The following is a 13493-nucleotide window of genomic DNA, read 5'->3' on the forward strand; positions in this document are numbered from 1 at the left end:
ATCTATTTTACTATTGCCAAAGGATATTTTAATCCGTCGGCCGATTTAATTTCCATTACTACGGAACCTACCAATATTTCTACCTGCGCTTTTACGGGCACCCTGTTTCCATCATCTGTTACCCACAGGTACAACCTGCTGTCCTTCCTAAAAATCCGGCCTGGCTTAATAGAGGGGCTAAATTTGAGGCACCTGATTTTACCGAGCTTGGTCTTGATCGTCTCCCGTCCAACGAACTGGATCTCCAGCTGACTGATTTCATCACCCAGAAAGTAATTGAGCTTCACGAAATCTCCTGATTTCATCTTGGAGATATCCAGGCTTCTGGCAAAGTAATAGGAAGAGACCAGATCAAAGGTTTGCGTCGTCGGGGTTTTAAAGGTGCCCTTCGTTGCCACTACTTCTTTTTTATCCTGGTTAAACCTGGCTTTGTCCTGCCGTCTGTAACTGCCTTCCCGGATGTTCTCCTGGTAAAAGTAAGGCTTCAAATCCTTCTGGTCTATGTAAGAATCGTAATGGTCCCTGATCTTATAAAATACATCAAAAGTTCCTGAGGTCTCCCCGTCCACACTCAGGCGGTAGGTAGGTTGTCCGTCAAATTTAAGATCAGAGTTCAGCACCTTCAGCGTTCCTTCTGCTGCAGTGATAAAACCATATTTTAGTTTATAAGTAAGCACTTCCCCTGGTTGAAAAACGGGATCCTTAACAAAAGGCAATTCCTGTGCCTGGCCATTTAAACTTAGGAATGCAGTGACGAATAACAACAATAACTTTCTCATACCTAAGCTAAAACAAAAAACAATCCAAAATTAATCCTTACGCTTATAAATCGGCACCGTAGAGCAAGGTTCGCCATACATGATGCTCTTCACTACGGGAGTCAGCAAATTGGTGATTTCCACATAAGCGGAAACAGGCAACTCGATATCCCCGCAGCCTTTCACGACTACCCTTTCATTTGCAAATGATCCCACATCAATCTTAGCCAAAGCTTTGGTAAACAAGACCGCTTCCAGCGTCTCCAGGCTACCGAATACCACTTCATTGGCATAAGGCCTCATCTTATTGGCCAGAAGCATGTAAGCCCAGGTAGGCACAATGGCATCCGCGCTGCAGATGACCGAAACGTTCTTACCAGTATATGCTGACCAGTCGTGGTTTTTGATGAACTCCCTGAAATCTTTTTCACGAAGCATCAGCCCATGGAAAAGGTTTTCCTTAATGTCATATACGACACGCTCACCCTGGTTTAGGTATTCTTCCAGGTTAAGGGTGATTAAACCACTTGATGCTACTTTGTTGACAAAATTTTCCTGAATATCCATGATGCTGTATTGAAACTGATCTTTCCTTAAAACAAAAAACCGGAAGTCGCCATGACTTCCGGTTACAAAATTACGTAAAATAAGATTAATAGAATTTCACCCTATTGTCTTTTATCTTGCTTTTATCTTTTAAAGTTTGGAAAGCAGAACCAAGTGACCTTTGTGAGGCTACCTGCATCATCGCTTCTTTTTGCTTATAGGTATTGGCCAGTGGGCCTGGATTACTGAAGTTCTCTACTGTGAATACATATACTCCGCTTTCACCATCGATTGATTTAGACAGTTTACCAGGAGCAGAACCGAATACAGCACCGACAACTTTATTTTCCTGTGAAACTCCAAGGATAACCGGATTGGCCAGGGCCATGTTCACCACTGGAGTCACCGGCTGACCTACCTTTTGAGCAACCTGCTCGATAGAACCAGCTCCCTGAGCAGCCTTATCCAATTTTTCTTTCAGCATTTTGGCTTTAACAGCATTGCGAACCATTGGTTCAATGTCTTTTTTCACTTGTTCCAGAGACAAAGTTCCTTCAGGAAGGATATTCGTCACCTTCGCAACCACAAAGCCATTGTCCATGGAATAAACTTCATCCAGCACATCGCCTTTATCTGCATTGTAAGCATCACGAATCAGCTGACGAGGATTATCCAATCCCGGGGCAAAACCCTGAGTTGGGGTGATCTTATCTGCAACACCTACTGTGTAACCATGTTTCTGAGCAATTGCTGCAAAATCACCGTCTTTCGCCTCATTCAGGAAGGCACTTGCTTTCTTATAAGCAGCATCTTTAGTCTTGTTACTGGAAGCCAAAGCTTTTTCTATGTAAGCCAGTTTAGCAACTTTAGAAGAACCTACTTGTTTTTCTATTTTGATCAGGTGGACTCCGAATTGCGAAGTCACGATCTTAAGATCACCTACACTACCGTCAAATGCAGCATTTTCGAACTCAGGAACCATCTGTCCACGGCTAAAAGTACCCAAATCGCCACCTTTATCCTTAGATCCGTCCTCGCTGTACTGAGCAGCCAGGCTAGCGAAACTTGCGCCTTTCTGGATTAAAGTTTTCAATGAATCTGCTACTTTCTTTGCTTTATCAACACCACCAAGTTTACTTGGGTTCAGTAAAATATGAGCAGCTTTTACAGAATCAGGAGAGAAACGGGTATTGATGACTTTTACAAGTTTGTAAGAATTACCTGAAAATGTAGGACCGTAAAAACTTCCTGCAGGCAGGTTGAATACTACTGAATCTACAGCCGGGTCCAATTTACCTTTAGTGATATAAGTATAAGGAACTTTCACATCAGAGTTATTGGCAGCAAACAAAGAATCGTTTGTTGAAGTCCTGAAATCTGCAGCCAGTTTTTCCACCTGTGTTTTAACAGCAGCAGAGTCTGCCGCAGTAGGGTTTACACTGAATGAAACATATTCAAACGTACGGGTCTCTGTAGGATTTACAAAGCGGTTTTTGTTTTCATTATAGTAATCTGAATAATCAGACTCTGTAGGTTTCACATTCGCATCAGGAATAGAAGCGTAATTCAACAAAACATATTTAAAGTTTGCCAGTTTATTACGTCTCAAATGATCATCGTTCGCTTCCAGTGTAGTCACGTAAAGTGAATTATTGATCAACTTCGCATATTTCTGCTGCAATGCTTGCTTTTCAATCTCTGCTTCTACTGCCAGCAGTTGTTTAGCCATCGCAGGATCTTTATAACCTTCTTTAAAGGTTCTGTCTACCTGTGCACGGTCTACCTGGCCAGTCTGAGGATTGCCAAAATATTGAACAATCAGCGGACTTGGATTTTCTCCTCTGATCAGGTTCATTAACTCTGCATCAGAAACGGTTAAACCTAACCTGTTGTATTCTTTTCCTAAAAGGATATTGGCAATTTCGCCCTGCCATACATTGTCTACAGCCATGGCCTGCATCTGTGCATTACCAGAACCGCCATACTGTTGTTTGAATTGCGCCAAACTCTGATCAACCTTTGCACCGAATTCATCTATGCTGATATCTTCACCGTCAATCGACCCTACTACTTTTTGAGACTCAGCCCAGAAAGGTTTACCAGCCTGAATTGCATCACCAACTAAAAATGCAACAATTGCAAAACCGATGGCCCCTATCAGGATATAGCCTGCGCGATTCCGCAAAAATGTCATTAATCCCATAATATTCTTATTTATAATCTTTTTTTAAGAGGGCGCAAGATACAACTTTTGGGAAAAAAAGAAAATATTAAATTGTATTTGAATAAGTATTTAAAAATTAAGGAAATAGGCAGCCCTAAATACCTTATTCCGCAAAGCCTTTTGGCACGTAGGTTTCCCCGCTGCCGCCGGACCAGTTGATCACACTGAAGTCTTCCGTAGCATTAAAGTTATTGGCGTCAAGACGGGTCCCGTCAGGCTTGGTAATCACCCCTTTCGGAGAAAAGAACATCCTTTTATTCTGGTCCCAGACCAGTTCTTCGGTATTAAATGTCAGCTTATCGTTGACCACAACTACATTACGCCTGAACGTTGCGGTTTTCTCCGTATCCTTCATGATGGCATAGTCTGAAGTGATAGAGCCCTTGATGTTCGTAAATTCGTCGAGAAAGTTGATTTTAACCCCTTTGGGCATCTCCTGATAGACCGTACCATTTGTTTCAGTTACCTTCTCCAGAACAGGGGCAAAGCCCTGGGCCTTTACTTTAGCAGAATCACTATAAATGATGTCCACCTTAGTGGTCCGGTCGCGGTTTAATACGACATTCTTACCCAGCTTGGGCGCCTTCTTCAAATCGTCTTCTGCACAGGAACTCAGGCAAAGCTGGAACAGAAATAGTATAACACAACTATATATTATACCGCGGCCAGCCATTAGTCGAATTTAAATCTTCTAAACCAGGTATCATTAAGTGTAAATCCTAAATGCAGGTTCAGGTAGTTTTCCTGAATCAGGCTATTGCTCATGCTACCCCTTTTACCCAGTTCTGCAGTAAAGTTCAGCTTGTAAAAAGAGAACCTGCTCTGTGCCAGGGGCAATCCCAAACCGAAAGTGATCGCTTGCTGCTTGATGTCGGTATTACCGACGCGGATATAGGTCTTGTCGTAAACGAAACCTAAACGGTAGTCCACCCTTTTGAAATAACTACCTATAGAAGTCATGTCAGGTGTATATTGTCCACCGACTGAAAAACCCCAGCTGTCTTCCAGACCCTGATTGGCATTGGCGACCGTCAATTTAGACCATTGACCAGTTCTGTAATCGGCGCCTAACAACCATTTGTTGTCCCGTTGAATAGAGATCCCAAAATTATGTATCAGTGGCAATTTCAGTTTTGCTGCAGCATTTTCATTGTTGACCAATGTATCAAAAGCAGACTGCTCGCCTCCAGCCGCATCTTTTAAATATTGTGTAACGACAAAGGACTTGGTTGAATTAATTTTTGAAGGTGAAGAACCCGAATAACCAAGGGTGATTCTTTTCTTCGCACCCAGTGGAATGTCATATTGCGCTCCGTAGGAGAAAGCCAGACCACCAACACTGTTTTTGTCCTGGGCACGGGTGTTGAATGAACTGGCATTTGCCAATTCAATAGAGCGGGTTTCCTGAAGGTTACCAAACAGGTATTCCACATTTAAACCCACACGGAAATTGCTTCCGAACTGCTGTCCGAAACCAACGTAAGCTTTGGTCAGTCCGCCTTCACCGGCATATAATGCATTGTAAGTATTTGTATCTACGGTGTTATATTTCGATGAGGCAGAAAACTCATAACCGAGTTCTGTATAAGGAAGGATACCGACACTGAAAGCCGACTTACCTTGCTTGATCGGAAATGCCAATGCCACATGGTTCAGGGTAGAATTGAAACTGGTTTCATCTGTTACGCTTTTTTTCAATTGCGTAAAACCCGCCGACATGCCCATATCCAGGGTAGTCAATGTAATGCCGCTATAAGAGGCAGGATTTTGCATATTGATGTTGCTGTAAGGACTTGGCTTGTTAATGGCCGTTGAGATTCCGCCCATAGCCCTGAACTGAGGTAATAAAGAGCCTCTTACATTACCCAGACCATATCTGGAATAAGGAGATTGGGTAGTGACCTGTGCCTCAACTGAAAAACTGACCAGCAATACCAGGACTGCCGCTATATAATTAATTTTTTTGTACATATTCAAATGCAATGACTTCATTTAATCCTTTTAATACTAAGTAGGGATCGTGTATAATTTGAGGCGCAAAGATGGTCTTTTTTAATTGCACTAGCAAAAAAGCGGCATCCCCCCCTGTGATTAATACTTTCAGATCCTTATTATTTTTATTTTGTTGGGCGATAAACCCTTCTACTTCATTCATTGTTCCCTGCAATACCCCATTTTTTATCGCAGATCCCGTATCTCTTCCTTCGGGGATTTCCAACTCTTCCCTGTTCCATTCCACCAGCGGCAAGCGTCCGGTAAAATGATTCAGCGCCTGGAAGCGCATCTGAAATCCCAAACTGATACTTCCTCCATAGTACTCTGCCTGATCGTTTAACAAATCATAGGTAATACAGGTCCCGGCATCGATCATCAAACAGTTCTCATTGCGATATAGGCAATTGGCCGCAACTACCTTGGCCCAACGATCCAAACCCAAAGTCTGAACAGACTGGTAATAATTCTTTATCCCGGTATTCAGGGAGGTAGAAAACTCAACGTAATTGCTGTTTTGTTTCAGGGTGTCTATCACTTCATCCAGTTCACGGGAAACAGAAGAAATAGTGGAATTGTTAACCTTATATTTTTCTATGACTTCCTTTAACAAGACTGGGCTAAGCTGGCTCAGGCTTTGGTAATGGAGCAGTTCCCGGTCTTTAAAAACGGCCAGTTTACCATTCGTATTCCCAATATCCAGAACAAGATTATGCATTAGCCATTCTAAACTTCATCCCACAAAGCTATTAATCTTTAGCAAGTTTCAAGCTTTCAAATTGTTAAAAAAAGTTAAACAAACAAAAAGTACTGGATGGCAAAAACCAGGATCAGGAACAGACTTTCATAAAACCAGCGCTTTTTTGCATTGGAAAAATAGTAGGCCAGCAATACCGCGCCCGGCGGCACGCAAAGTAAGAAATGGTACAATCTGAAATCGGGCTTGGTATAGAAACTTACGATGCTGATGATAAACATGAAGAACAGCATCTGAAAAGCCTTCCTGGTGCTGATGAAACTCCTGAAGAAGTTCTCCCTCAATTGCAAAGTGGCCAGTACGATCATCACCAAAACCGGAACGAGCACCAGGTAATCGTTGTAATTGATTTTAAATACGGAAGGGAATTTATTTCCAAGCGGAAGCCAGATCTTATAAAACATAGAAATGCTGTCATTCCAGTAATAATATACCGCTACAAAGAAAAAGATCGTAAGAAAACCCACCAGGCCGGAAACCCATTCCCGCCAGTCAAAAGAACGGTAAAGCAGCAGGGTAAACCACAGCATCCCCAACATCACGATGAAGGGAAAATAAATGAGTGTACCTAAGGCAATGATCATTCCCGTATCAAACAGGATCATAATGGCATTAGGAGATTTTCCGATCTTCAGGAATTTATCCATGATCCAGATGAGCAGGAAATTACAGATCAGCGTGGGACTCAGAATTTGAAAGGGCATGAACAAACTCGCTGCAGTAATGTATAACAAAGCCGGCAGGTATCCAGGCTTGCTCAGCAAGGCATGGTTATTCACCACCCGGTTAAACAGAATGGCCTGGATGTAGATGATCAGTCCGGCAACAAACACATTTCCGGCAGAAGAAAAACTATCCTGTAAGGGGATCTGAATGAAGAATTTAGTATAAGGTTCGAGGAATTCAAACTGCAACACCGGAGGAAGATCGGCAAACAGGGCCATCCGCATAAAAAAGGTATACGCGAATAGGAGCAGCAGGTTTATGGGATTTAAATTTCTGAATTGATTGATCATGCCTCTTATACTTAGGCAAAGTAAAGGAAATTATCTCGCAAACTCCTTCACTACTTTATCAATTACCGAGGCTGTTTCATCCGGAAAGTAAAACTGATGTTCCTGGGGCTCCCTCACCCATTTCTGAATGATAGGTAACCAGTTTTTATTGCTCCCCCAGATCACCGGAAGGCCGAATTGTTTCAGCGCATAGGCATTGCATTGCTGCTCATATTGAAATTTCATCGGGGCAACCAACAATTTCTTCCCCATATGTAGTGCCTCTGCTGGCCCTTCGAATCCTCCTCCGGTAAACAATCCTTCACAGGAAGCCAGACTTTGGTTAAAAAGCTCATTATTTACTGCTGAAACTTTGACATTGGCATCCTGGTAGGCTGATTTTGCATGCTTGGAAAACACTTCCCAGTTGACATCCGGAACCTGCTTTAAAATGGGAACCAGGAACTGGTCATCGATTGCAGGCAGATAAACGGTATAATGACCGAGATTAGATACGATCCTGTTCCGGATTTCCGCACGAATTACCGGCGTATAGATGAAATCATCGTACCTGTCGAAATGAAAACCCACGTAATGTGTCGCGGGTGCGTAGTACTTCATGACCAGTTGAGCCCAGTCTATACTCCTGGGTTTGGGAACTTTTGGCGACTGAAAGGAGGCCTGATGGCTCAATCCTACACTGGGAATCCCCTGTCGTTTGCAGGCCCAGGCGGTTACCGGTTCAAAATCATTCAGGATCAGGTTATATTCCTTCAGCGGAACCCTGCGCATGTCTTTTACAAATTGCGGCAGGTTCATGGTTTTCCAGGTCTCATAATGATTTACTCCCCCTTTTTTACCAAAGACAAAACTGAAGCCATGCAATTGATACCTGACCTCCTGGCTCAGTTTCACATCTGCCTGCGTTCCGCTAATCAGCAAATCTACTTCGCCATGTTGCTGCAGCAATGGTACAATTTCCCGGGCACGGCTGATGTGTCCGTTTCCCGTTCCCTGAATGGCATAGAGTATTTTCATCCGCACCGAATATCTGCAATTTTTAGGCCTTAGACAATCTCTAATTTAATCTTTTGCAGAAGCGTATTGATGTCGAGTTTACTGTGGAGGTCTTCACTATCAGACAGCAGTCCTTCTTCCACTTCATCTTTTTCAAAATCCTTATGCTCATACTTGAAAATGGTCCATTCTTTTTCATGATATTCCAATGCGGTTAAGTTTTCCACCCAATCGCCACTGTTCAGATAGGTGACAGCACCGTGCTCTGTATCAATCTTTCTCATTTCGGGCTGATGGATATGTCCGCAAACGACATAACCGTATCCTTTTTCTGCTGCGAGTTCCGCGGCAGTGTCTTCAAATTTATTGATGAACTTGACTGCATCTTTGAATTTGGCCTTGATCCTCTTGGAGAAGCTCATTTTTTCCCGCCCCATTAATGTCAGTCCCCAGTTTACAAAACTATTGATCAATATGAGGGTGTCATAGCCGACAGCACCGAGTTTTGCCAGCCATTTGGAATGCTGCATGGTCACATCAAATACATCTCCATGAAAGAACCAGGCTTTTTTACCATCAAGCTCCAGGATCAGCTTATTCTGCAAATGAAAAGCACCCATATGCATGTCGGCAAATTTACGCAGCAACTCATCATGGTTTCCGGTGAGGTAATACACTGGAACACCTTCTACTACGAATTTCATCAGTTTACGCACCACCTTCATGTGTGTTTCAGGCCAGTAGTGCTTGCTGAATTGCCATACATCGATGATGTCTCCGTTCAGCACCAACATTTTGGGCTTGATACTTTTCAGGTACTTCAACAATTCTTTGGCATGACAGCCATAGGTACCGAGGTGTACATCTGAAATCACCGCTATGTCGACTTCTCTCTTAGACATCATCTTCATCCATTGTCAGTTCGTATGGCCCGAAAAAGAAAGCAACAATCACAATCAGGCATGCAATAAAAAACAATTCCAGCATAGGACATTAGTTTATTATACAAAACTGCAAAGCAAAGATTAACAATCGGTTAAGAAGATGTTATATATAAGAATCAGAAGCGATTCAAAGAAAACGAAATGGGGATGTTGTATTTCACACGGACCGGAATTCCATGTTGTTTTCCAGGAATCCAGGCGGGAGACCTGCGCAAAACCCGAACAGCCTCCTCATCAATTGAGGGACTTACGCTTCTATCAACTTTGATGTCACTCAACGTGCCGTTCTTCTCCACTATAAAGCTAAGAAATACCCTGCCGGAAATCCCTGCACGCTGCGCATCTGCCGGATAACGTACCGACCGTGACAAATAACTGTAGAACGCATCCATTCCTCCCTTAAAAACCGGAAATTCATTTTCAAGCGCATAAATGTAAGTGTTGCCATCTTTGAAACTCTCGCCTGAAAGAAATTTTCCCTTCAGAAACTTTTCCTTGATCCAATAAGTCCCTGCAGCATTTGTTTCTGTCCAAAGTCCGTCTTTTAGTCCCCCTACATAATCCCCTTCTTCAATAACCTCTTCAGTGCCCCATTTCTTGTGCTGCTTAACATGTCCTTTACCTTCGGCCACCATCACCGTTCCAAGAGAATCTGCGTAATAATCCAGCCGATAGGGCACCATCTCAAAGGTCGGTAATGCCGCCGGAGACACCGGCAGGGCAGAACTCACACTATCATAATCAACAATCTTATTTACCTTTCCGTTTTCAAAGAAAAAATATCCCTTAGCTACAGGTTTGCCTTTCACATAAGTAATCAGAGACTCTTTTTTACCGCTTTTGCTATACCTCAAAAACTGTCCTTCGTAAACCAAAACGGGTTCAAACTGGGAAACCAGCCCCCGGGCCTTCTGATTTCCGTTGACATATTGCTCCAGCAGGATGAAATCCGTAGTTCCGGAATCAGGTTCCTGGATTACACGGATATAATCTGCACTGTCCTTAGTGGAAAGGTGCTTTCCGTTACTTTTCAGAAAATACACATTTTGTCGCTTTTGAGCCTGGGCAACACCCAAACCCGTCAACAATGCGATCAGGAGCGTTATACTTTTCATCAGTTACAATCAGGCTGTTTTTTTCTTTTTCTTATCATCGTATACGGCAAATCCCAATGCCACAACGAGCAGTATTGAACCGGCCAGGGAAATTTTCTCTCCTGTGTAATAAGATGTCGGCTCAAACTTGAATTCCACTTTATGGTTACCTGCCTCCAATTGTGCTGCACGCAAAACATAATCTGCGCGGAAATAAGGTTTCTGTTTGCCATCTACATACATGTTCCAGCCCTTATCGTAATAGATTTCAGAAAACACAGCAACGATGTCTCTCGGTGCACTGTAAGAATAGACCAGATGATCAGGATGGTAACTTTCCAGCTTAATCGAAGCTGTCGGATCTACACCAACACGTTTCGCATCGATCATGCTTTTATAAGCCACATCCACGATCGCTTCCTTTTTAGGATCAAAACTATTGATCGCTTTCATTTCTTCGTCTGCTCCGTTTGCATATTGGATATTACCAACAATCCAGGCATGTCCGGCAGCAGTGTTGTTGCGCTGCATCTTGAATGAACCATTTTGCTGATCCTGTGTAATGATGTACTTCGTATTCAGCATGTCTAAAACATCCTGATTGATGCTTTTTGAGAACTGTTTATCGATCAGTTCCTGAAAACGCTTTAATTTCGCAGCATGATACCCTCCTATAGTTTTGTGAAACTGTGAAGTTTGTGCATCTGAAAAGGTATTGATACTCAAATCCAATACCCTGAAATCAGGATCCGTATCTGAGGAAATAAAGGTATCTACATCTCTAGGCTGAAAGCTATTCGCTAAATCACTCTTATTGGCAAAATTCTTATTGTTCAGGTAACGGCGGTCTACTTGCCACATATCAATCAGCACAGCCAGTCCCAAAAGGATAACTGCCAGCTGCAGGTTCATTTTTTTGGTAATCAATGCCCAAACCAGGCCGTACCCGATGGCAACGAACAACACCGAACGCAAAGCATCCGCACGCGCGATATCAGCCCTATCGGAAATTAAGGCCGAAGCGATGCGCTGTGCCATTTCCGCATTGTTCTCCAGCATCTGTGTCAGTGCCTGTACCATCTGCTGATGATTCGATGTGGTGAAACTAAAGAAGGCCGTCGGCATGATGGCAACCAACAAAGCAAAACCACCTGTAATTCCTGCTGCAATACTCAGTTTCTTCACAAGTACTTTTTGATCGTAGCCTCCTTCCTGTGCTTCCTTGATCGAAAGGAATGCCAATATAGGCACCATTAGACCTACCAGAGCAAGAATGGATTCCACAGCCCTGAACTTGTTGTACATTGGGAAATACTCAAAAAAGAGATCTGAGATCAACGGAAAGTTTTTTCCGAAGGACAGGAACATGAATAAAACAGTAGTACCTAAAATCCACCATTTCAACCTGTTCTTTACGATCAACAGACCAAAAACAAACAGGAAGCACACAATAGCCCCGAAATAGTAAGGCCCGGATGTACCTGGTTTTTCTCCCCAATATTGTTGAAGGCCAACTTGTCCTGCCAACTGCTGGATCGCCTGGGTTGGATCTCCTCCCGTAATTCCCTGTAATGTTTTGTACGTATTGCTTTCCGAATTCACCAAAGCCTCAATACTCGTAGCTCCGCCATACAGATTTGGGATCAGGAAAGTAAAGCTCTCTCCCACACCCTGGCTCCAGCCATAAGCGTATTCTTTGGAAAGGCCATTTTTCTCTTCTGACGCATCGGTTGTCAGGTTGGAACTTCCACGGTTAGACTCTTTTCCATATTCATAGGTGGTCCATAGCGTACCCATATTGATCATTAAAGCAAGGATACCTCCTGCTGCCAGGAAGCCGATACTTTTACCAAATGATTTCAATTGACCTCCTTTTATCGCATGGTACAGTTCAAATCCAATAAAGATCAACAATGCAATAAACAGATAATAGGTCATCTGTATGTGGTTTGACCTGATTTCAAGCGCCATAAAAAGGGCGAACAGGGCCCCACCTATGAGGTGTTTTCCCCTCAGGGTGAGTATTGTAGCGGCAATTATCGGTGCCAGAAAGGCAATGGCCAGGGCCTTATTGCTGTGTCCGGCAGCTATAATGATAAAATTATAAGAAGTAAAAGCAAATGCAATTGCTCCCGCAGCGGCAAGCCAGGGGTTGATCTTCAATACACAAAACAACAAATACGCACCCAGAAGGTATAGTAGCACTACATCGACGGGATCAGGGAGTACTGTTTTGATCAGGGAAATGACATGTGATGCACCATTCATCGGGTATTGAACCCAAATCTGATAGGCAGGCATACCGCCAAACATCTGGTTGGTCCAAAGAGGCCCTTTACCATCCTTGGCTTTATAATCCATGATTTCTTTTTGCATGGCTTTAGCCTGGATCACATCACTTTGTGCAGGTGCTTTGCCTTGTAAAACAGGACTGAAATAGACGAAACAGATGATTACAAAAAATCCAATAATGGCCAGGTGTATGCCATTTGCTTTTAACCAATTATTCATTAAGGTTTGTTTAAGATTTAAACTAAGCCCAAACTTAGATAAAATTGTCTTATATAAAAACAATTTTATCTAAAGTTCCGCACCTGAGAACAAGCGGACTATTTGATCTCTTCGTAATCGACAAAATCACCGAGTTTATCGGTTCTGCCCCCCTTTGCCTGAGGAGGCATGTAATCTATCGATATTGACCCTTCGGGTTTTGCATTGCGATTTCGCTCCTGTGAACCGGTCTGGCCCTGTGCTTTTTGCTGCACCTTGTTTACCATTTTGACAAATACCATTGGCAGTATCAAACGAATGATCACCCGAATGATGTAAAGTACCAAAATGGCAATGACTATAAATTTTATAACTCCCATTATCTTTTCTTAATGTTCTGACCTATGACGAATCCGAAAAGGTCTTATTACAAATGTGTTTTGTTTATTGCATAACAATTACAATACCACCTCATCAATTGTCTTCGGTAATGGCCGCAACCCTGCCGATTTGTCCGTCTTCAAGCCTTACCTTAATCCCCCTGGAATGATAGGCCGCAGAAGTCAGCAGATTTGCTACGATTCCCCTGGTCAGTTTTCCACTGCGCTGATCTTTTTTTAAGATGATCTCCACTTCCAATCCCGGATAAATGTCTTTTCTATTTTTCCCGTCCATT

13 protein-coding genes are annotated in these 13493 nt (G+C 42.9%); all 13 read right to left on the minus strand.

Going from position 1 to position 13493, the window contains the following annotated elements:
* Window positions 1–2 precede the first annotated feature (2 nt).
* On the minus strand, window positions 3–779 hold the full coding sequence (locus WAE59_RS20150) for a DUF3108 domain-containing protein (protein WP_337857787.1): 777 nt from the start codon (window positions 777–779) through the stop codon (window positions 3–5).
* Window positions 780–809: 30 nt separating this feature from the next.
* Window positions 810–1325 carry a DUF2480 family protein gene (locus WAE59_RS20155; protein ID WP_337857788.1) on the minus strand — a complete coding sequence of 172 codons (516 nt, stop codon included), beginning with the start codon at window positions 1323–1325 and terminating at the stop codon, window positions 810–812.
* Window positions 1326–1410: 85 nt separating this feature from the next.
* Window positions 1411–3507 carry a peptidylprolyl isomerase gene (locus tag WAE59_RS20160; protein WP_337857789.1) on the minus strand — a complete coding sequence of 699 codons (2097 nt, stop codon included), beginning with the start codon at window positions 3505–3507 and terminating at the stop codon, window positions 1411–1413.
* 124 nt (window positions 3508–3631) lie between these two features.
* Window positions 3632–4201: an LPS export ABC transporter periplasmic protein LptC gene (locus WAE59_RS20165; RefSeq protein WP_337857790.1), complete on the minus strand. Its 570-nt coding sequence runs from the start codon at window positions 4199–4201 to the stop codon at window positions 3632–3634.
* Window positions 4201–5520, minus strand: a complete 1320-nt coding sequence (locus WAE59_RS20170; RefSeq protein ID WP_337857791.1) for an outer membrane protein transport protein — start codon at window positions 5518–5520, stop codon at window positions 4201–4203. The genes WAE59_RS20165 and WAE59_RS20170 overlap by 1 nt, the downstream gene beginning before the upstream one ends.
* The gene (locus tag WAE59_RS20175) at window positions 5483–6238 is read right to left on the minus strand and encodes a type III pantothenate kinase (protein ID WP_337857792.1); all 756 of its coding nucleotides are present in this window, start codon (window positions 6236–6238) and stop codon (window positions 5483–5485) included. The genes WAE59_RS20170 and WAE59_RS20175 overlap by 38 nt, the downstream gene beginning before the upstream one ends.
* A 74-nt stretch (window positions 6239–6312) precedes the next feature.
* On the minus strand, window positions 6313–7293 hold the full coding sequence (locus WAE59_RS20180) for a DUF6427 family protein (protein ID WP_337857793.1): 981 nt from the start codon (window positions 7291–7293) through the stop codon (window positions 6313–6315).
* A gap of 30 nt (window positions 7294–7323) precedes the next feature.
* Window positions 7324–8310, minus strand: coding sequence for a glycosyltransferase family protein (locus WAE59_RS20185; protein ID WP_337857794.1), 987 nt, complete (start codon window positions 8308–8310; stop codon window positions 7324–7326).
* 29 nt (window positions 8311–8339) lie between these two features.
* Complete coding sequence (locus WAE59_RS20190; RefSeq protein WP_337857884.1) at window positions 8340–9191, minus strand: UDP-2,3-diacylglucosamine diphosphatase; 852 nt, start codon at window positions 9189–9191, stop codon at window positions 8340–8342.
* A gap of 158 nt (window positions 9192–9349) precedes the next feature.
* The gene (locus WAE59_RS20195) at window positions 9350–10348 is read right to left on the minus strand and encodes an energy transducer TonB (protein WP_337857795.1); all 999 of its coding nucleotides are present in this window, start codon (window positions 10346–10348) and stop codon (window positions 9350–9352) included.
* A 9-nt stretch (window positions 10349–10357) separates the two neighbouring features.
* The gene (locus WAE59_RS20200) at window positions 10358–12838 is read right to left on the minus strand and encodes a YfhO family protein (protein WP_337857796.1); all 2481 of its coding nucleotides are present in this window, start codon (window positions 12836–12838) and stop codon (window positions 10358–10360) included.
* Window positions 12839–12936: 98 nt separating this feature from the next.
* A complete protein-coding gene (locus WAE59_RS20205) occupies window positions 12937–13197 on the minus strand; it encodes a DUF4834 family protein (RefSeq protein ID WP_337857797.1) in 261 nt (86 codons plus the stop codon).
* Window positions 13198–13291: 94 nt separating this feature from the next.
* On the minus strand, window positions 13292–13492 hold the full coding sequence (locus WAE59_RS20210) for a YwbE family protein (RefSeq protein ID WP_337857798.1): 201 nt from the start codon (window positions 13490–13492) through the stop codon (window positions 13292–13294).
* Between the last annotated feature and the right edge of the window lies 1 nt (window position 13493).

The sequence above is a fragment of the Pedobacter sp. GR22-6 genome, assembly GCF_037402555.1.
Taxonomy (GTDB): domain Bacteria; phylum Bacteroidota; class Bacteroidia; order Sphingobacteriales; family Sphingobacteriaceae; genus Pedobacter.

Excerpts from the sequence above, each read along its gene's own strand:
- WAE59_RS20160 (WP_337857789.1), bottom strand. The coding sequence starts at position 3,507 with ATGGGATTAATGACATTTTTGCGGAATCGCGCAGGCTATATCCTGATA.
- WAE59_RS20205 (WP_337857797.1), bottom strand. The coding sequence starts at position 13,197 with ATGGGAGTTATAAAATTTATAGTCATTGCCATTTTGGTACTTTACATC.
- WAE59_RS20195 (WP_337857795.1), bottom strand. The coding sequence starts at position 10,348 with ATGAAAAGTATAACGCTCCTGATCGCATTGTTGACGGGTTTGGGTGTT.
- WAE59_RS20180 (WP_337857793.1), bottom strand. The coding sequence starts at position 7,293 with ATGATCAATCAATTCAGAAATTTAAATCCCATAAACCTGCTGCTCCTA.
- WAE59_RS20185 (WP_337857794.1), bottom strand. The coding sequence starts at position 8,310 with ATGAAAATACTCTATGCCATTCAGGGAACGGGAAACGGACACATCAGC.
- WAE59_RS20175 (WP_337857792.1), bottom strand. The coding sequence starts at position 6,238 with ATGCATAATCTTGTTCTGGATATTGGGAATACGAATGGTAAACTGGCC.
- WAE59_RS20155 (WP_337857788.1), bottom strand. The coding sequence starts at position 1,325 with ATGGATATTCAGGAAAATTTTGTCAACAAAGTAGCATCAAGTGGTTTA.
- WAE59_RS20190 (WP_337857884.1), bottom strand. The coding sequence starts at position 9,191 with ATGTCTAAGAGAGAAGTCGACATAGCGGTGATTTCAGATGTACACCTC.
- WAE59_RS20165 (WP_337857790.1), bottom strand. The coding sequence starts at position 4,201 with ATGGCTGGCCGCGGTATAATATATAGTTGTGTTATACTATTTCTGTTC.
- WAE59_RS20210 (WP_337857798.1), bottom strand. The coding sequence starts at position 13,492 with ATGGACGGGAAAAATAGAAAAGACATTTATCCGGGATTGGAAGTGGAG.
- WAE59_RS20170 (WP_337857791.1), bottom strand. The coding sequence starts at position 5,520 with ATGAAGTCATTGCATTTGAATATGTACAAAAAAATTAATTATATAGCG.
- WAE59_RS20150 (WP_337857787.1), bottom strand. The coding sequence starts at position 779 with ATGAGAAAGTTATTGTTGTTATTCGTCACTGCATTCCTAAGTTTAAAT.
- WAE59_RS20200 (WP_337857796.1), bottom strand. The coding sequence starts at position 12,838 with ATGAATAATTGGTTAAAAGCAAATGGCATACACCTGGCCATTATTGGA.